This is a genomic window from Pantoea sp. X-Soil-TKNS-1211, from assembly GCF_059730495.1.
This window is the reverse complement of record NZ_AP035953.1, coordinates 2,632,705-2,652,891: the sequence shown is the minus strand read 5'-3', so window position 1 is coordinate 2,652,891 and position 20,187 is coordinate 2,632,705. Positions and strand designations below refer to the sequence as shown.

At 53.6% G+C, this 20,187-nt stretch carries 14 protein-coding genes; 12 read left to right on the top strand and 2 right to left on the bottom strand.

Annotated elements, in window-relative coordinates; translation table 11 throughout:
• The first annotated feature begins 290 nt into the window (after positions 1 to 290).
• The 4 genes from AC6I8W_RS12645 (at position 291) to AC6I8W_RS12630 (ending at position 10,118) form a co-directional block, all read left to right on the top strand.
• Entirely contained in the window at positions 291 to 1,601 is a 1,311-nt protein-coding gene (locus AC6I8W_RS12645; RefSeq protein WP_497835290.1) for a FliC/FljB family flagellin, read from the top strand.
• A 177-nt stretch (positions 1,602 to 1,778) separates the two neighbouring features.
• On the top strand, positions 1,779 to 5,309 hold the full coding sequence (locus tag AC6I8W_RS12640) for a glycosyltransferase (protein WP_497835289.1): 3,531 nt from the start codon (positions 1,779 to 1,781) through the stop codon (positions 5,307 to 5,309).
• A gap of 206 nt (positions 5,310 to 5,515) precedes the next feature.
• Positions 5,516 to 8,938 carry a glycosyltransferase family 2 protein gene (locus AC6I8W_RS12635; RefSeq protein WP_497835288.1) on the top strand — a complete coding sequence of 1,141 codons (3,423 nt, stop codon included), beginning with the start codon at positions 5,516 to 5,518 and terminating at the stop codon, positions 8,936 to 8,938.
• Between the two features lie 28 nt (positions 8,939 to 8,966).
• Positions 8,967 to 10,118, top strand: coding sequence for a DegT/DnrJ/EryC1/StrS family aminotransferase (locus AC6I8W_RS12630; RefSeq protein WP_497838182.1), 1,152 nt, complete (start codon positions 8,967 to 8,969; stop codon positions 10,116 to 10,118).
• 41 nt (positions 10,119 to 10,159) lie between these two features.
• On the opposite strand, the gene AC6I8W_RS12625 is transcribed toward AC6I8W_RS12630, so the two are convergent.
• Positions 10,160 to 11,305, bottom strand: coding sequence for a Gfo/Idh/MocA family protein (locus tag AC6I8W_RS12625; protein ID WP_497835287.1), 1,146 nt, complete (start codon positions 11,303 to 11,305; stop codon positions 10,160 to 10,162).
• Entirely contained in the window at positions 11,302 to 12,483 is a 1,182-nt protein-coding gene (locus AC6I8W_RS12620; protein ID WP_497835286.1) for an ATP-grasp domain-containing protein, read from the bottom strand. Before AC6I8W_RS12620 ends, AC6I8W_RS12625 begins: the two co-directional genes overlap by 4 nt.
• A 260-nt stretch (positions 12,484 to 12,743) precedes the next feature.
• Here AC6I8W_RS12620 and fliB point away from each other — a divergent pair, with 260 nt between their 5' ends.
• The 8 genes from fliB to tcyN all read left to right on the top strand — a co-directional run bounded on the left by fliB (position 12,744) and on the right by tcyN (position 20,014).
• Positions 12,744 to 13,946 (top strand): flagellin lysine-N-methylase, encoded by a 1,203-nt coding sequence (gene fliB, locus AC6I8W_RS12615; RefSeq protein ID WP_497835285.1) that lies wholly within the window; start codon positions 12,744 to 12,746, stop codon positions 13,944 to 13,946.
• A 242-nt stretch (positions 13,947 to 14,188) separates the two neighbouring features.
• Positions 14,189 to 15,157: an HNH endonuclease signature motif containing protein gene (locus AC6I8W_RS12610; protein ID WP_497835284.1), complete on the top strand. Its 969-nt coding sequence runs from the start codon at positions 14,189 to 14,191 to the stop codon at positions 15,155 to 15,157.
• A gap of 143 nt (positions 15,158 to 15,300) precedes the next feature.
• Positions 15,301 to 16,023 carry an RNA polymerase sigma factor FliA gene (locus tag AC6I8W_RS12605; protein WP_480364164.1) on the top strand — a complete coding sequence of 241 codons (723 nt, stop codon included), beginning with the start codon at positions 15,301 to 15,303 and terminating at the stop codon, positions 16,021 to 16,023.
• A 49-nt stretch (positions 16,024 to 16,072) separates the two neighbouring features.
• Positions 16,073 to 16,576: a flagella biosynthesis regulatory protein FliZ gene (gene fliZ / locus AC6I8W_RS12600; protein WP_013509525.1), complete on the top strand. Its 504-nt coding sequence runs from the start codon at positions 16,073 to 16,075 to the stop codon at positions 16,574 to 16,576.
• A 131-nt stretch (positions 16,577 to 16,707) separates the two neighbouring features.
• On the top strand, positions 16,708 to 17,694 hold the full coding sequence (locus AC6I8W_RS12595; RefSeq protein WP_497835283.1) for a D-cysteine desulfhydrase: 987 nt from the start codon (positions 16,708 to 16,710) through the stop codon (positions 17,692 to 17,694).
• Between the two features lie 102 nt (positions 17,695 to 17,796).
• A complete protein-coding gene (tcyJ, locus tag AC6I8W_RS12590; protein ID WP_497835282.1) occupies positions 17,797 to 18,597 on the top strand; it encodes a cystine ABC transporter substrate-binding protein in 801 nt (266 codons plus the stop codon).
• Entirely contained in the window at positions 18,597 to 19,265 is a 669-nt protein-coding gene (gene tcyL / locus AC6I8W_RS12585; protein ID WP_480364160.1) for a cystine ABC transporter permease, read from the top strand. Before tcyJ ends, tcyL begins: the two co-directional genes overlap by 1 nt.
• Positions 19,262 to 20,014, top strand: coding sequence for an L-cystine ABC transporter ATP-binding protein TcyN (tcyN, locus tag AC6I8W_RS12580; RefSeq protein WP_497835281.1), 753 nt, complete (start codon positions 19,262 to 19,264; stop codon positions 20,012 to 20,014). Before tcyL ends, tcyN begins: the two co-directional genes overlap by 4 nt.
• Positions 20,015 to 20,187 lie beyond the last annotated feature (173 nt).

Below are 20,187 nucleotides of genomic sequence, written 5' to 3'. Positions count from 1 at the left end.
GGCTTTGGATGGGGAAAGTTTAAAATTATTTACCAGCGAGTAATAAAGCGAATAGCGCATATAGAGAAGGGTATTTCTGGCGCTAGAAAAGTGATCATTTGGCACTAAAGAAGTGCAAGACCTGGGCGATAAAGTTAAGCGTGACAGGCTGAAGTGAAAAATTTTCGCCTGGTACTAAAAAAAATCTAAAGGTTGTTTAAGGGCAGACGATAACAACTTTGACGGCGCTGAAGCCGGCGGGTTGAAGCCCACACCTTAACCGAAAGACTTGATTAACAGGAATATTTATCATGGCCCAAGTCATTAATACCAACAGCCTCTCGCTGATCACTCAGAACAACATCAACAAGAACCAGTCTGCTCTGTCTACTTCTATCGAGCGTCTGTCTTCTGGTCTTCGTATTAACAGCGCTAAAGATGACGCAGCGGGCCAGGCGATTGCTAACCGCTTCACTTCTAACATCAACGGCCTGACTCAGGCAGCGCGTAACGCCAACGACGGTATCTCTGCTGCGCAGACTACTGAAGGCGCGTTGTCAGAAATCAACAACAACTTACAGCGTATCCGTGAACTGACTGTACAGTCACAGAACGGCACCAACTCCGATTCCGACCTGTCTTCAATCCAGGACGAAATCAAATCACGTCTCGACGAAATTGACCGTGTGTCTGGCCAGACCACCTTCAACGGCGTGAACGTGCTGTCTAAAAACGGTTCAATGAGCATCCAGGTTGGCTCTAACGATGGCGAAACCATCGACATCAACCTGCAGCAGATTGACTCTTCAACTCTGGGTCTGAGCGGCTTCTCCGTTTCTAAAAACTCTCTGGATGTGACTGACTCTATTACTCAGGTTGCTGATACCGGTACCGGTGTGATGACCGATATCGACCTGACTGACGTGGCAACCAAACTGGGTGTGAGCAGTGGTACTCTGTCTCTGCACCAGATCTCTGGCACCAACGAATACGTCGTTCAGTCTGGCAGCGATTACTACTCTGTATCTGTTGATACTGACGGTACAACTGGCAGCAACGCAGGTAAAGTTGAGCTGAACACCGTTAACGTGTCTTATGATGACGCCGCTAATGGTCTGTCGAGCGGTAGCCCTGCGACCGTGAGTGGTCAGTTGGTTAAAGTGGGTACTGATAGCAGCGGTAATGTGCAGGCTTACACCACTCTGCAAGATAAAAACTTCGCCGTAACCGGTAACGTGCTGGCTAACAGCAATAACGCGGCTCAATCAACCAGCGGTACTATGAGTATTCATCTGAGCACCAGCGGTGCAACCACCGCGACTGAGGAATTCTCTGGTGCAGCGACTGCTGACCCGTTGGCTCTGCTGGACAAAGCTATCGCTAAAGTTGACACCTACCGTTCAAGCCTGGGTGCGGTGCAGAACCGTCTGGACTCTGCCATCACCAACCTGAACAACACCACGACCAACTTGTCGGAAGCACAGTCTCGTATCCAGGATGCGGACTACGCGACAGAAGTGTCGAACATGTCTAAAGCACAGATCATCCAGCAGGCAGGTAACTCCGTGTTGGCGAAAGCTAACCAGGTTCCGCAGCAGGTTCTGTCTCTGCTGCAGGGCTAATCGCCTGAGTTTTGATAACTTGCAAACCCCGCCTCGGCGGGGTTTTTTTATGGCGGAATAACCCTAAATTCGTGGCACTGCTTGGCGGATTGAATTCTCTGATAAGCCTTAGGATAAGGAAAATCGTCTTGCTGCGCGCCGACGACGGATGGCGCAACCACTGTCAGAGAAAGGTCTATGAGCAACCACTCCCCACGAATCAGCATTATCATCACGGCGTACTTCCCGGTTTGGCTGGAAGAGGCGCTCAACAGTGCGTTGGCGCAGGACTATCCGAATTGCGAAATTCTGGTCGCTGATGTCAGTGGTACCGAATTTATTGCCCAACTGCTGCAACCTTACCTGAATCAGCCTGGCCATCCGGTGCGCCATCTGGTCTATCCGGTACGCCATCCCACGGTGATTGCTGAAGCGATCGCGGAAGCGCAGGGCGAATTTATTAACGTGTTGAGCTATGCGGATGTCCTTGCCAGCAACAGCATCACGACCCTGATCGGCGCATTAGACGCCGCACCTCAGGCGGTGCTGGCGGTGTCAAAACGCAACCGGATGGATGCTGCGGGTGAACCGATGGCAGACATCCTCTCCACCGCTGCCTTTCTGCCTAAGCCGGGGTTTATCCGGGGCGCGGACTTGCTGCGTTATCAGTGCCGTCTCGGTTACAACCTGCTGGGCGATCTCAGTGCCACACTGATGCGTCGCGACATGTTAATGGCGCTGATGCCTGATGCCAGTGCGTTGCTCACTGTTGAAGGGGAGGCACGGCCAGAAATTGCTGCGCTGGTGCTGTACAGCAAATTGCTGACGCAGGGCGATGTGGTGTGGTTCCCGCAGGCGTTGTGTACGGTGCGCGTTTCCGATGTCTATGTGCAACCCCATATGAAAGAGGCGGAAGACCATATCCGTCTCCCTCGTGAGCAACTCATCCAGCAGATTCGCAAAGCTGAATGGTATAACCATGCCAAAGGCCCCTCAGAGATCATCCGCCTGACGTCGTTGACGCAACCGGTTCAGACGACGCAATACAATATGCGTCAGGAGCAATATCAGGCACTCAGTACCAGTACCCTCAACCACTGGAATGCGGTGCGCCAGCTGACCCCGCTTCACCAGGCAGGGTTGACGCAGTTGGCTGCCGAGCTGGCGCAACCGGTCAGTGTGGCGGTGGTGATCAACGTGACAGCAGACAATGCCGCACTCCTGCCTGAGACCCTGGCTTCCCTTGGTGATTTTTCCTCGCCGTTGCTGACGATTCGTCCGTTGCTGGTGGGGGCCGTTGCGGATAATGTGTCTGGTGCAGCGGCGTTTCCGGCCGCCGCCGATCAGCATCTGGTGGTCATCAACCAGTTGATCAATCAACAGGATGCCCAATGGTTTATGCTGGTTGAGGCCGGTACGCGCTTTACGACTTCCGGCCTGATTGCGCTCTCTGCCACGTTGCCATCACGCGATGATGTTCTGGCGTTATACGCCGATGAATACTTTTTTATTCAGCAAGAACCCACCGGTCTGGCATTCCGCCCGGATTTCAATCTCGACATGTTACTCAGTTCGCCAAAAACCATGGCGCAGCACTGGCTGTTCCGTCGTGAATTGCTACTGGCGGCAGAAGGGTTTGACCTCAATTATCCGCAGGCGGCAGAGCTGGATCTGATTGTAAAATTGATCGAATCGCAGGGGCTGAATGTGGTCGGGCACCTGGCGGAACCATTGTTGTGCGCACACCTGCGCACACGGGATGTAGCGATGGATGCCGGGATCATCCAACGTCACTTACAAAATCGCGGCTATGCGAACGCTGAAATCGCCCTTGATAGCTTTTATAACTACCGCCTGCGTTACAACCATGCGTCGCAGCCAAAGGTATCGATCATCATTCTTGCCGGGCAAAGCCTGCCAGCGCTGATCACCTGTGTCACCACTTTGATGGAGAAGACGCGCTATCAGCAGTATGAATTGCTGATTGTCGCCGACGATCAACACAGCCCGGAACGAGATGACTGGCTGAACGCCATCGCCACGGTCGATCCACAACGTATCCGTGTGATTGCCTATGAGCAGGCGTGGCATCAGGGTGCGATGAGCAATCTGGCGGCGGAACAGGCGCAGGGTGAGTACCTGATGTTTATGCACAGTGAGTTGGCAATTACTGATGGCGACTGGCTGGATAATCTGCTCAATCATGGACAGCGTCCTGAAGTGGCGATTGTTGGTGGCAAGCAATTGAATGCCAACAATAAAGTGCGCCATGCGGGTTTTGTGCTGGGTGTCAATGGCGTAGCGGGCGATGTATTCCGTGGACATGATGATAAAGACCCCAGCGCGTTGGGACGTTTGCATCTGGATCAAAACTACAGCGCAGTATCTGGCGACTTTATGCTGGTGCGTTTTGCCGTGTTCGCGGCACTGAATGGTTTTGATGAAAACCAGCCGTTGTTTAGCGACGTTGATTTGTGTTTGCGGGCGCGCGAACAGGGCTATCTCACCGTCTGGACGCCTTACGCGCGCATCCTGCGTGCCGCCGAACGTAAAAGTCCTTTTGCGGGCGTCGCGATCCAGACTGCCGCTCAACTGAAGCAACAGGAAGAAGACAAACTGTTGCAACGCTGGCTGCCGCTGGTGGGGCATGACCCGGCTTACAACACCAATCTGTCACTGCGTAGCCGCCACTTTGATATCAGTAACGACAGCGAAATCAGCTGGCAACCGGTAAAACGCGCGGCGCTGCCGCAGTTGTTATTGCATCATTCCGATACGGCGGGCTGTGGTCATTACCGGATGTTGCAACCCTTGTATGCCATGCAGGTGGAAGGCAAGGCACAGGGCAACGCCTCATTATCGCTGCTTAATCTGAGCGAAGTTGCACAATACCGTCCTGACAGCCTGATTATCCAGCGTCGTTATGCGCCGAGCTTCCATACGTGGATCGAACGTGCGGGTAAGATGCCTGAGATGTTCAAAGTGTTCGAGTTGGACGATTACATTCTTAACTTGCCGATGAAGCACTACAACCGTGCCAACTTCAGCCAGGAGGTTTCAGGACTGCTGCGTAAAAGTCTGAGCTACTTTGACCGTTTTGTGGTGTCGACACCCCCGCTGGCCGAGTCGCTGGCTGGCTTCCATCCTGATATTCAGGTGGTACTGAACCGTTTGCCGGTGAACTGGTGGGGCGATCTGCAAAGCCTGCGTGGACAGGGACGCAAGCCGCGCGTCGGCTGGGCAGGAGGTTCCAGCCATCAGGGTGATCTGGAGATGATCGCGGATGTGGTAAAAGCGCTGGCACCAGAGGTGGAGTGGGTGTTTATGGGCATGTGCCCGGAAAAACTACGCCCGTACGTGCATGAACATCACAATGGTGTGGATATCAGTCTTTATCCGGCGGCGCTGGCGGCACTCAACCTTGACCTGGCGCTGGCTCCGGTCGAAGACAACATCTTTAACGTCTGCAAAAGTAATCTACGGCTAATGGAGTACGGCGCTTGCGGCATTCCGGTGATATGCAGTGATGTAGAGTGTTATCGCCATACCGATTTGCCGGTGACGCGTGTGAAAAACCGCTTTAAAGATTGGGTGGATGCGATTCGTATGCACCTCAACGATGCGGATGCCAGCACACGTAACGGCGAGGCACTGCAAACCATGGTGCGGGAAGAGTGGATGCTGACTGGCGCACACCTTGATAACTGGCTGAAGGCCTGGAGCGCCTAGGACAGACATGCATTAACCGGTAGCGGCGCGATTTATCGCGCTGTCTGGCCACAGCATCAAAGTTAAAGGCGCGCGATAAATCGCGCCGCTACAAAGTGTCAATGGGGCGGAATACCCCGTTTTTGCCCTTTGTTTTCGGGATTGGTCGTCGGGCTGGGTCGTTACTATAGGCAAAATTTGCCGGGTAACAGAAGACGCCGACCAAAATGACCAGCATTCAGGACGAAAACTTTCCCTATTTCATTATCGCGCCGGACTATCGCGAGTCTTCGGCGGGCGTACAGGTGATGCATCGTTTGTGTCACCTGTTGAATGAAAGCGGCAGGCAGGCATGGATGGTCAACTGCACCGTCAATCCGGCATGGAATACCCCGGCGGTAAACGGAAAAGAGCTGCGCGAGTATCGTCAGCGTGGGGGGCTGTTTACCGTCATCTACCCGGAAGTGGTCTCGGGTAACGTGCATCAGGCACCGGTGGTGGTGCGCTATATGTTGAACAAAGAAGGGATACTCAACGGTAATGCGATCGAGGCCGGTCCTGACGACCTGTTTTACTGGTTCCGTCCCGAATTTGCGGATAAATACGTCAATCCGCAACTGTTGAACATCGAGTTTTACGATCTTGATCTGTTTCAGGACGATCAACCGGAAAAAACCTGCGACATTCTTTATCTCAACCGTATACCTACATCAGCAGTTGATTTCTCCGCGTTACCCCCCGGCATTGAAATCCTGTCGATGAATAATCCCCTCACGCTGACTGAGCTGGCCGCTAAGTTAAAAACTGCCCGAACCTTCTATACCTTTGAGTCATCGGGTACGGCGCTGCTGGCGATTCTTTGCGGCAGCCCGGTGGTGGCGCTGACGGCAAAGGGATACGAAAAATACGCCCTGACAGAAGCAACGCTGGCAGAAAACGGTGCCGTGGGCATCTGCTGGGATGATCAGCCCGCTACCCTCGAAGCCACTCGTCAGAACTTGTGGAAAATGCGTGACACGCTGCTGGCGCGCCGCCAGCAGACCGAACTTCAGATCCAACATTTGGTCAACGCCACACAGCAGCAACTGCGTCAGCATCAGCAGACGTTGTTGCAGGGGCGACTGGAAAACTGGTTGGTGCAGCGTACCCTGACGCCCAGCCTGCGCCAGAAGCTGACGGTCGCAAACGCGCCGCACATTCTGGTGGCAATAGTTGATAACCCGGATCAGCCTGACCATCTGTCACTGACGCTCGACACCCTCGCGCAACGGCCCGCATTTGTCCAGGTGGTGGTGATCACGGCACGTGAACTGGCGTTGCCGCCAGACCTGATGGCGATTGAGGGCGATCACTGGCCGGTCTGGCTGAAAACGGCATCCTTTGACTGGCTGCATTGCATTCCGGCCGGTAGTTTCTACAGCGCCGAAAGCTGGCCGGTACTGGCTCATTTCCTGCAAGCGCAGGTGGATACCGATGCGGTATATGCCGACGAACTCTGGCTGAATGCAGCAGGTGAAGCGGTGCCGCATCTTAAACCGCACTGGGACGCGGATCTGTTCAGTGCGGCACCCGCCTTCTATCTGAAACGTTGCCTGCTGGCACGTGCGGCGGTGCAACGTTGGCTGGAGGAGGCACTGCGTTATCCGCAGGCGCTGGAAATTGCGCTGATGCAGCATATCGCGCTACAAGCCAATGCCGGGGCAATTCGCCATTTCACCGATCCGCTGTTGATTCTACCTGAACCTCAGATGAGTGAGGTTGAACACGCCGATGCGGTGCGTGTGTTGGAGCAGAGCCTGGCGCATAGGGGGTATCCCGCTGCGGCGGTGCAAAGCCAGCCGGGCCAGCCGTTGCAGGCGCTTTACGGCCACGACACCTTACCGCTGGTTTCGTTGATCCTGTTGGCAGGCAGTTCACTGGCGCAACTGGAACGCGCCATCACCAGCCTGTTGCAGCACAATAACTGGCCTAATTTTGAGCTGCTGGTGGTCAACCATCAGCACGACGACAGCACCCTGAACAACTGGCTGGCCGGGTTGGCGACTATCGATCCTGAGAAGATTCGTGTGATTGAGGTGGCATCAGACTGGCAACCGATAGCACTGCGTAATGTGGCGGCCGCACAGGCGCGCGGCGAATTTCTGTGTTTTATCGAACCCCAGTTGATCTTTCTGGTGGATAACTGGCTGGCCGCGCTGATGAACCACGCACAGCGCCCCCAGGTGGCGTTGGTGGGACCGAAACTGATCGATACCGAGCAACATATTCTCTCGGCAGGCATGATCGCTGGCTACCGTGGATTAGCCGGGCATATTGGGGCAGGTGAGCGCTGGGATTCACCAGCCCGCGCGGGCTATCTGCAAAGTGACCGTCAGGTGCGTTTGCTGAACGGACAATGTCTGTTGATCCGCCAGACCTGCTGGCAACAGTTGGGTGGTCTGGATGAGCGCTACTACGACCTGGCTGTGGCCGAAGTGGATTTCGCGCTGAAAGTGGCTGATGCCGGTCATACGGCGATTTGTACTCCCTATAGCGTGGTGGCGTTAGAAGGGACCGCCCGTGGAGTCAATGGCTCCTCAGCCGAAGCCCTCAACCTGCAACAACGCTGGGGACGTGCGTTACTGCATGACCCTGGCTATCACCGCAATTATTCGCTCCATGGCGAGCTTTTCAGCGTTGATGAGAGCCTGAAGCAAACATGGACTGCACTGACTCAGGCGCAAGTCCCACGTGTGGTATTTGTTCACGGCGATAAGCGCCAACCCTATAGCGCGCGTCTGCTCAACATCCTCAATGCGATGGCGCAGCAGCAACAGATATCCCTGGTAACCTATGACAACTTGCCCGCCTGGGTCGTGGCGCGTCTGCAACCCGATGTGTTGATTGTTGCGGCAGAGATCGCTGAACGGCAGCCGGAACATGTCGGCAGAGTGGCAGCATTGACTGGCTGCCAATGTTATTGCCTGCCGGAAGCCACGCTGAACCCGCAATCCGCCGTCAGCCTGTTACAGGCGAACTGGGTTAACGGTTGGCTGGTGTGGAGCGATGAACTCCAGCAGTGGCTGAAAAAACGTAAGCAAGCCACCGTCATGTTGCCATCGCTGGTCGCCATGTCAGACGTCTGCGCCACAGCGGCACCGCGAAATGCACGCTTACGGCTGTTGTGCGATACCCAGGATTTAAGCGATGCCGATGTGCGCTTCTTCGCCCGTGTCGTGCAGGAAACCGCGAGCTTTATCGACTGGGTTATTCGTGGCGAAGTACCTGCCAACTGGCTGCCTGCCGTGACTGAGGTGCATCGTGCGACACCGGGACCGGTGGCTGTCGATGTGCTGAATGCCCTTAACGTCAACGGAGCTGTGCTGTTTCGCCTCAATCTTGATGAAAACCGCTTCAAAGATGATTTAACGCTGCTGTATTACCAGGCGGCGGGGCTGCCGGTGCTGTGTAGCGACATGAGTTCGCTGACGCGTCGTGGCTCAGCCACACCTGTTCGTAACAAAGAGAATGTCTGGATCACCGCGCTGCGTGACTGGCACCAACTGACTTCATTGCCAGCAGTGGTGGCGGTTGATGCCGCGCATCAGCAGACTGAAGCCACCCTTGCCGCCTTCTGGCAGCAGGCTGGTCTCCCTTTTTCCAGACCATAAAATTTGCCACCGCCCGCAGGGGGTTATGATGAAAAAGATTGCGCCGCATTACGACAATAAAAATATCCTGGTGACCAGCCCGCTCCTGCCACCGCTGGAGGAGTTTATTCCCTATCTGGAGAATATCTGGCAGAGCAAATATCTGACCAACGGTGGTCCGTATCATCAGGCGTTAGAAGCGGCGCTGGCGGAATACCTCGGCGTTAAACATATCTGCCTGTTTTCTAACGGCACGCTGGCGTTGATGACTGCGTTGCAGGCGCTGCGGATTGATGGAGAGGTGATCACCACGCCATATTCTTTCGTCGCAACCTCGCATTCGTTGTTGTGGAACGGCATCAAACCGGTGTTTGTCGATATCGACCCGCACACCTGTAACCTGGACCCGGCCAAAATTGAGGCGGCGATTACGCCGCAGACCAGTGCCATCATGCCGGTGCATTGCTATGGCCTGCCGTGCGACACCGATGCGATTCAGCGCATCGCTGATACCTATGGCTTGCGTGTCATTTATGACGCCGCCCATGCCTTTGCCGTGAAACGTGAAGGGGTCAGCATCCTGAATCATGGCGATTTATCGGTGCTAAGTTTCCATGCGACTAAGGTGTTTAACACCTTTGAAGGCGGGGCGATTATCTGCCCGGATGAGAAGATTAAGCGTCGTATTGATTACCTGAAGAACTTCGGTTTTGCGGACGAAACCACGGTAGTCGCGGCGGGCATCAACGGTAAAATGAGCGAGTTTCAGGCGGCATTTGGCATGTTGCAACTGAAGCATGTGGATGCAGCGTTTGGTATACGTCAGCGGATTTATCAACGTTATGTCGAAGCGTTAGCCGCCGTGCCGGGGGTATCGTTGTTGCAGGCAGATGTGCAAACCGAATGGAACTACGCTTACTGCCCGCTGTTTATCCACCCGGAACATTTCCCGTTGACGCGCGATCAGCTTTATCAACAGATGAAGGACGCCGGGATCTATGCCCGTCGCTACTTCTACCCGCTGATTTCGCAGTTCCCGATGTATAAAGGCTATGAGTCATCTCATCCTGACAATCTGCCGGTCGCCAGTGCCACCTCACAGCAGGTACTTTGTCTGCCGATTCATCCGACGCTCACCGAAGCAGAGCAATCACGCATTATTGATATCGTGTTGGCGGCCAGCCAGATCGCGGCGGCCTGAGAACAGCTCCCCCCGATAGGGGGGAGCATCGCGTTGCCAGATTAACCGGCTGCGGTGGCAGGATGGGAAAGCAGATCCAGCAGCGTGACCGGTTGATGCAATGTGGCGCTGCGCTGGGCTTTTTCAAGAAAATTCAACCCACTGAGTGCAGTATCGATACCCTGGCTGTAGTCGTTGTGCTCGCCGCGTAAACTTTGCGCAATATCCGCATAGTAGTTAGCAAAGGCTTCGATAAATCCAGCTGGATGACCGGCTTTGAAGCGGCAATAGCGCGCCAGGTTGGCGATCCGATTGGCGTTATCAGTACGGTCAATCAGGCTAACCTGGCCGTGTACATTGCTGAGTTTCAGGGTTTCCGGTTCCACCTGTAGCCACTCGGCGCTGCCTTTATCGCCCATCACCCGAATACGTAAGCCGTTGCGATAGCCTAAAGCCGCCTTGCCGTACCAATACTGGCACACCAGGCCATCTTCATAGCGTGAGACGGCATGGACGGTGTCGATAATATTCGGCAGCGTAGTGAAGTGGCTATTGATGGCGTAAACATCGGTCGCCCGGCGTTGCGCGAGAAAATCCACCAACTGATGCACATGAACACCAAGATCGAGCGATACCGTGGGGATCACGCCGTCGGATTGACGCCAGCTTTGTGGCCGTGCCACCTCACCGGCCGGGTTGCGACGGCTAAAGCCTTCTTGCGGCATCTCCACCAGAATCTGCTGGATATGCCCCAACTCGCCATCGGCAATGCGCTGGCGCAGCTCACGTACCATCGGGTAGCCGCTGTAGTTATAGGTCACAAACAGACGGCCACCGGTACGTTGCAGCGCGTGATTGACCACCTGCGCGCTGGCGACGGACTCCACCAGCGCCTTCTCGCAAATCACCGCAATACCATATTCAAGGCAGCGCACGATGACATCGAGATGATGTGGCGTGGGCAGCAAAATCACCACGGCATCCAGTTGTGTATGTTCCGCTGCCAGCAACGCCTCATAATGATCGTAGAGACGATCGGCAGCGATGCCCCAGGCCTGTGCCGTCTGCTGATTAATCTGCGCATCGCGGCTAAAGCAGCCTGCGACCAGTTGGAATTCGCCGTCCATCTGGGCAGCTATTTTGTGTGTCTGGCCGATGGCGGAATTGATGCCGCCACCAAGGAAGGCAATCCTGAGTGGTTGGGTCATGACGTTCTCTCCTGTTGCATCGGGGGATTGAGATACTGGTTCAGATGCGGTGTTAGTTGTGCCAGCCTGACCAGGCTGTCGCACTCGGCAAACACCAGTCCTGCGCGGTCACGCGGGGCCGCTTCCAGTGCATCGCCCGGCAACTTAAGAGGAATGACATCCAGGATTTTTGCCGGTAACGCGGCAAAGTGAAAACCGGCGAAACGGGTTGCTGCGGCCAAGGAGACGGTATGACGGGCGATAAAACGCTGGCGTACCGGACGGCGTTGGTCAAAGTGGTCATCGAGACGGATAAAAGGTGCGACGAAATGGCTACAGTAGGGGACGCCGGTCGACAGGTTGATCAGGCGACTATAGAGATCGCCAGGGCAACGTCGTGTCAGTTCAATCAACCAAAAATCGTTGCCGTCGGTCATAAACTGGGTGTGCAGCAAGCCGTCACACAAGCCGAGTTGTGCCGTCAGCGTCGCCAGACAGTCGCTGACGCGATCCTGCAAGGTGCGATTCAGTTGCGTGGTGAGGGAACTGCTGTTGACCTGCCACGGATAAACGGTGCAAAACTCATCGACAAAAAATTCGCAGACGATTTCGCCGTTGCGGATAAAGGCGGAATGGCTGTGCAGCGTGCCGCTAATAAACTGCTCAATCAACGCTTCACCGCTGCGGGAAGCCTGTTGCGCGGCATGGAAGGCCGCAGCCAGTTGTTCGCGCTCGGTGATATGGGTAATGCCTAAACCACTATAGGCATCAACCGGTTTGACGATCAGCGGTAACGGTAAGCTGTCGCTGTTGCTCAGTTGCTGCACTGCCTGTGGCACCGGGAAATGGTGAATCTGTGCCCACTGGCGGAACTGGTCTTTCTGAAACAGCGTATCGGCAATATCTGGAGTATCGAATCCGGCAAAACCAAGCTGTTCTGCGACGCGCGAACCGGTGAGGTAAGAGACATCCGTGACGCCGGGCAGCAGAGCTGAAATGCCCCATTCGCGACACAGGTCAATGACTTGCTGCACATCACCATAGTTAACCGGACTGCTGTCATCCGCAAAACGATGGCCTGGGTCTTGAGTTTTGCTGCCGCACACCGCCGTGCGATAACCATGCTGGCGTAACACATCCAGAAAGGGCAGCGAGGCGAATCCCGCATCAAGCAGCAGCGCCCGGGAGGGTGAAGACATGGCGTCCAACCTTAGCCTGAGTAAATTTAACCGCTTTATTTTATTCAGGCGCAGGTAAGAACAATGGCTTAAACAGACGGGCTTTTTGGCCTGATTTGCCGGGTTTTACCGCTGAAACACCCCAGTGAGTCCACACAGACGAGGGTTTTACGAGCTAAACAAGCCACGATTTGGCTTTATTTTGCCACCATCGATTTCTTCTCCTTTTGTTATCGTTGGAGATTCTTATTTTTTCTTCTTGTGAAGAGAGCGCTGCGTTTATGGAACAGATCGTTATTGTTGAGCCGGCATTTTTCAGCCAGTTTCATTGTGTCGGTAGTGCCTGTCCCGATCATTGCTGCAAAGGCTGGGATATTGAGCTGGACGAACCAACGGTGAGTCGCTACATGCAGAGTGATAAAATCGAGATTCGTAATATTGCGGTGGAAAATATTATTACCACCAAAGAGAGTCCGAGCAGTTGGGGGAAGGTAAAATTAAAAAGTGATGGAAACTGTACTTTTCTCGATGAAGACCGCTTGTGCAAAGTCCATAAGTCGCTTGGGGAAAAAGCGCTGAGCACCACCTGTGCAATCTATCCACGCTTGTATGGCAGCTATAAATATGAAATCAGAAGTAACCTGACATTATCTTGCCCGGAAGCTGCGAAAAAACTGTTAACGACACCGGATGCCATGCTCTACAGCGAAAAGATTAAACAAAGTCCCCAGGCGCTGGATGCACCGGATATAAGCGAGCAGGATCGCCTGCTCAATCTGATGTGTACCAACATTATGCTAACCTGCGGTTCAGACATCGAAGGGGGCTTTTACGGTATCATTTTACTGTTCTTTTATCGTGATAAGCTGGCAGAAGATAATGCTCCGGATGAACATCTTTTGAGTTATTTTGAGGATATTCAGGCGGCGATTCAAAACGGCCAGATAAGAAAAAACATTGATGAATTAAACCCTGATTATCAGTTGCAGTCTGCGCTTCTTCTACAATTGCAAACCTATCTGAGTACAAAACATGAAGGCCGCGGGTTGTCTACCTTACGGAAATACTCGCAAAAATTGATTGATTTTCAGAACGTAAATTTTGAAGCAGATATTGTCCAGACCCCAATGCAGCGGTTGAATAAAATCTGGCAGGAGAAAGCGGTGCCGTGGCTACAGCAACGTCCCCATCTGATCAGTAACTATATTCAGTATCGGATGTATGAGGACTTTTTTCCGCTGAAAAACGGCAGGGAGGCCTTTGCCAATCTTTATTCTCTGGTTGCGGAGTGGTTATTATTAAAGTGGCTGATTGCGGCATCGATTGAACTGACAAGCGATTTCACTGAAGAGGATGTGATTAATATTGTCTATAGTTATCACAGTATCACGAAGCATGACAAATATGCTGAAGATGCCTTTTTGACAGAGATTGGCAAGATAAAAATTAAAGATAATCTTTCATTAGTCCATCTGTTGAAATAATTTTGCTTAACTGATGTGAGTGTTTTTTTACCTGTACCTGACACAATGATGGCGCGGGATGTCTTGGCGGAATCGTCAATTGAACGAATAGCCGTGTAGTAAGGGAGTTATCGTCGCCATTGATGAGCAAAATCTGTCTTGCATCTCTGTGATGAATCCATTACAGAACGCGCCAGCGCTGCCGATAATGATGAAAAAGCAAAGTTGCCAGTTTGTTACTTTTTCCATTTTCTGGGGTGTCTATGCGCTTCAATTATGACTTGTTACCGGGTGAGCTACTGACTTTCGAAGAGATCGCGTTGCGCTACATGCAGCAGCATCCTGACGAGAAAGAACTCACCGCCCGCGGGTTGCTCAGTCCGTCAACCAGCTATCGCAATTTGGTGATCCGCGCGGTGTTCGCCCAGCAGGAGATCAACAGCCCGCTGGAAGATCTGCTGTTCGTTTCGGATGACAACGAACGCAAAAACTATCTGCGTCGCTTTGAACACTACCTGAAGAACCAGCAGGCTTTCCTCTATTTCCGTCGTACGGATGAAATCAAGAAGGAGAACCGCTGGAAGGTGGTGGGGGAAACCCGCGTTTACGCGATGCTCGATCCTCACTCGGCGGAGGCGCAAAACCTGCTGGCGAGTCGTGGCTTTAAGCTGGTGCTGATGCGTCAGAATGAAGAGGACGAATATTGGCAGTTGTTCGATCCGCAGGCACACCCGTGTTTCCCGTTGTCACGCAAGGTGCAATTTCTGGTGGTACTCAGTACGCCGCAACATAAAGTGCCGATTGCGGTGATGCCCGGTACTGAGGTGGGCAGGCGGGTGAAATCTCGCGTGTTCCAGCGTGCCAGTCAGGCCGAGTTTAGTGCGGCGGTGAAAGCGCGCTACGGGGCTTGTGTGATCACCGGCACGCGACTGACCGAGCGGCACAGCTGGCCGTGGGTTGAAGCCTGCCATATCGACACCCAGGAAAATGAGGAAGGATTTCTTGCTGATAACAGCGTGGATAACGGTTTATTCCTGCGCAGTGACTTACAGCGGTTATTTATTAACCGCATGCTGAGTATCGATGCGGAAACCGGTCAGGTGGTGTTCAATACGCAGCTGGAAAGCGATGAGAACATTAGCCCTTTCTATCAGTCGCTTGAAGGGAAAACCTGCGTGTTATGGGACAATGTCCCCCCCGGCACGCGCCAGCGTCTGCGCAATCTGCGTTAATCGGTGGTTTGTATGGCGGCTTTTCATGCCGCCATCAATTACAAATTGAAATAACCGCGCTTTGCCCGCCTATTCCTCCAATCAAAACCCCCTACAGAATTAGATAATCATGCCGATAACTTTACTAACGCAGGGTAGTCAACGTGAACGATCTCTATACCGCCGATGGCGTGATGGATAAACATTCGCTCTGGCAGCGCTACGTTCCTCTGGTGCGGCATGAAGCGCTGCGCTTGCAGGTTCGGTTGCCCGCCAGCGTTGAACTTGACGATCTGCTGCAGGCTGGTGGCATTGGCTTACTGAATGCTGTGGAGCGCTACGACGCGTTGCAGGGCACCGCCTTTACCACCTACGCCGTGCAGCGTATCCGGGGAGCAATGCTGGATGAATTGCGCAGTCGCGACTGGGCACCACGCAGCGTACGCCGTAATGCGCGCGAAGTGGCCGGTGCCATGCATCAGGTGGAGCAAGCGATGGGGCGCGCGGCTACCGAGCAGGAAGTGGCTGATCAATTGAATGTTTCGCTGGAGGAGTATCGGCAAATTTTGCTCGATACCAACAACAGCCAACTCTTCTCCTACGACGAGTATCGGGAAGAGCACGGTGACAGCGCAGAGCTGGTGACGGAAGGGCATGAAGAAGCCAACCCGCTTCATCAACTGATGGAAGGGAATCTGCGTGAGCGCGTAATTGATGCGATCGAGGCATTGCCCGAACGTGAAAAATTGGTGCTGACACTGTACTACCAGGAAGAACTGAACCTGAAAGAGATTGGCGCGGTGCTGGAAGTGGGCGAATCCCGCGTCAGCCAACTGCACAGTCAGGCGATTAAACGCCTGCGTGCCCGTTTAACGGGAGCGCGCTGACAGACTCAGTTCCTGGGGATCCAAAAATAATAAAACCGGGGACTCAGCAATGGGAGCCAAATCCAAAGCCAGACCTTTAAGTCGCTACCTTAAAGACTACAAGCACAGCCAAAGCAATTGTTCGCATTGTGGCAAAGTTCTTGACCGTATGGCGTTAGTATTCCGTGGCCAGATCATCAATAAAGAGGCCATCGCACGGATGGACCAGATGATTGATGATCAGGTGTGGATGAAACTTCAGCCGGAATTGACTGCGTTGTGCCGTTTTTGCAGCGATATTTTTTGTAATACTCATCCGAATTACTTCGATATCATGGCGTTCAAGCAATACCTCTTTGAACAGACTGAGATGAGTCACAGCACCATTCGCGAGTATGTGGTGCGGTTACGTCGACTCGATGACATGCTCAAGGCGAAAAATTTCCCGGCAGAGCGTTTGCGGGGCAACAGCTGGCATGAGTGTCTGGAGAACGATTTACCTGATGCCGGTAATAACAACTACCGCATCGCCTTGCGCAAATATGACCAGTTTTTAGGCTGGCAGCGCAGCTAACTGTGATCCTCCCCTTGTTGTTGTCGAAGACGCCAGCAACAAGGGCTGCACCCGGTGAATTCCGGGTGCGACTTTTCTCATCTTCTGCAACACTGTAAGAATAATTGCAATTTGCCCGAATGGAGGCTGCATTGTCCTTACATCTTCTGCACCAATTCCCTCGTCTTGAGCTGCTGGGTGCACCCACACCGTTAGAACATTTACCCCGTCTGTCTGACTATCTTGGCCGTGATATTTTCATTAAACGTGATGATTTCACCCCGGTGGCACTTGGCGGTAACAAACTCCGTAAACTTGAATTTCTTGCTGCAGATGCATTGCGTGAAGGTGCTGACGTCCTGTTGACCGCTGGGGCGATTCAATCCAACCATGTGCGTCAGACGGCGGCGGTGGCAGCGCGTCTCGGCCTGAAATGCGTCGCGTTGTTAGAAAACCCGATTGGCACCAGCGCAGCAAACTATCTCAGCAACGGCAATCGACTGTTGCTGGATTTAATGGATGTTGAGGTGGTCATGGTTGATGCGCTGCATAATCCGACAGCCCAACTGGCGGAGCAGGCGGAACGCCTCGAAGCCCAGGGTTTTCGACCTTATGTGGTGCCGGTTGGAGGTTCTAATGCGTTGGGCGCACTCGGTTATGTGGAATGCGCTCAGGAGATCGCCCACCAAAGCGAAGGGGTGGTAGATTTTGCCGCGGTGGTGGTGGCGTCTGGCAGTGCCGGAACCCATGCCGGCCTGGCGATTGGTCTGGAGCAACTGTTGCCGGACAGCGAGCTGGTGGGTGTGACGGTGTCGCGTAAGGTGGCAGACCAGTTGCCGGTAGTCGAGCGAATTCGCACGGCACTGGCGCAGCAACTGGAAGTCGAGGCGCGCGCGCCGATTACGCTGTGGGATGAGTATTTTGCCCCGCGCTACGGTGAGCCAAATGAAGAGGGCATGGAGGCGGTGAAGCTGCTGGCGCGTCTGGAAGGTATTATGCTTGATCCGGTATATACCGGAAAAGCCATGGCGGGGTTGATTGACGGCATCAGTCAGAACCGTTTTCGTCGTGAAGGTCCGCTACTATTTGTCCACACTGGCGGATCACCGGCGTTATTTGCTTATCATCCTTCGGTCTGAGACTCGGGCAAAAAAAGGTTTATAATCCGGCCGTTATTTTGCCTGACCCGGTGGAATAACGCACACAACACACACAACTCACAAATAATAAATGGGGTAATTATGGCTTTCTCACAGGTTCGTCGCCAACTGGTGATGGGAGTGATGGCGGTGGCGCTGGTCGCCGGTTTCAACGTGAAAACCTTCGCAGCAGAAAATCTGCTGAATAAAGTGAAAGAACGCGGCACGCTGCTCGTCGGTCTGGAAGGCACCTATCCGCCGTTCAGCTTCCAGGATGAAAACGGCAAGCTGACCGGTTTCGAAGTGGAGTTTGCCCAGCAGCTGGCGCAGCACCTTGGCGTGAAAGCCAGCCTGAAGCCGACCAAATGGGATGGCATGCTGGCGTCGCTGGATTCAAAACGTATCGATGTGGTGATCAATCAGGTCACCATTTCGGATGAGCGTAAAAAGAAATATGACTTCTCCACGCCGTACACCATTTCTGGTGTCCAGGCGCTGACGATGAAGAAAAACGCAGGCAGCATTACTAAGCCGGAAGATCTCTCTGGCAAGAAAGTCGGTGTGGGCCTCGGTTCCAACTATGAGCAGTGGCTGCGTGACAACGTGAAGGGCGTGGACATCCGCACCTATGATGATGACCCGACTAAATATCAGGATCTGCGTTCTGGCCGTCTTGATGCCATCCTGGTGGATCGTCTGGCTGCGCTGGATCTGGTGAAGAAAACGGGTGATACCATGGCGGTTGCGGGTCCGGCTTTCTCACGTCTGGAATCAGGTGTGGCACTGCGTAAAGGCAATGATGATCTGCTGAAAGCGATCGATGCCGCGATTGCCGATATGCAAAAAGATGGCTCCCTGAGCAAACTTTCCGAGAAATGGTTCGGCGCGGACGTTACTAAATAATGCAGGAAAGCCTACAACTGGTGCTGGATTCAGCACCATTTTTACTCAAAGGTGCGGTGTTTACGCTGCAGCTGAGTATCGGCGGGATGTTCTTTGGCCTGATACTCGGCTTTGTGCTGGCATTGATGCGCCTGTCGCATTTCTGGCCGATTAACTGGCTGGCGCGTTTTTATGTGTCGATCTTCCGTGGTACGCCGCTTATCGCGCAACTGTTTATGATCTACTACGGTCTGCCGCAGTTTGGTATCGAGCTGGACCCGATTCCTTCCGCCATGATTGGTCTGTCGTTGAATACTGCCGCTTATGCCTCGGAATCTTTGCGTGGTGCGATTGCCGCCATTGAGCGTGGTCAGTGGGAAGCGGCGGCCAGTATCGGCATGACGCCGTGGCAGACGTTGCGTCGCGTGATCCTGCCACAGGCGGCGCGAACTGCGCTGCCGCCGTTGGGCAACAGCTTTATCAGCCTGGTGAAAGATACCTCGCTGGCGGCCACCATCCAGGTGCCGGAGCTGTTCCGTCAGGCACAGCTGATCACCTCACGTACGCTGGAGGTATTTACCATGTATCTGGCTGCCTCGGTGATTTACTGGGTGATGGCAACGGTGCTTTCCGCCTTGCAGAATCGACTGGAAGCGCATGTTAATCGTCAGGATCGGGAGGTGAAATGAGTGCCATTGATGTTCGTCAGCTGGTGAAGCAATTTCACGGCCAGACGGTGTTGCACGGTATTGACCTCGACGTGGCTTCCGGTGAGGTGGTGGCCATCATCGGGCCAAGCGGTTCCGGTAAAACCACCTTGCTGCGCAGCATCAACCTGTTGGAAGTACCGGATAGCGGCACCATTCGGGTAGGAGATATCGCTGTCGATGCGGCGTTGGGCATCAATAAACAGAAAGACCAGGTGCGCCGTCTGCGGCAACAAGTGGGATTTGTGTTTCAGAACTTCAATCTGTTTCCGCATCGGTCGGTGTTGGAAAACATCATTGAAGGACCAGTGATCGTCAAGGGTGAACCGAAAGCAGAAGCTATTGCACGTGCGCGTTCTCTGCTGGAAAAAGTAGGACTGCACGGCAAGGAAGAGAGCTTTCCACGCCGTTTGTCCGGCGGACAGCAACAGCGTGTGGCGATTGCGCGTGCCCTGGCGATGCGGCCGCAGGTGATCCTGTTTGATGAACCTACCTCAGCGCTGGACCCCGAGTTGGTGGGGGAGGTATTGAATACCATCCGCGCGCTGGCGGAAGAGAAACGCACCATGGTGATCGTCACCCACGAGATGAGCTTTGCTCGTGATGTTGCCGATCGCGCCATCTTCATGGATCAGGGACGTATTGTGGAGCAGGGTGTCGCAAAAGAACTGTTCAGCAATCCGCAACATGCCCGTACCCGGCAGTTTCTCGATAAATTCCTTAATCAATAATCGTAAGCGCCGCGGATGATTTGCGGCGTTTTTATCCTCATCTCTTCATCAGTTTCTTCCGAAAAAAATAAACTCCGCTTTTTTATTGCATTGAAAAAAATCAATTAATTTAATCAGAATCGATTTGGCGTGGTTCTAAAAGTCTTTTTAAGAGTCAGTCCGATTGTGATGAA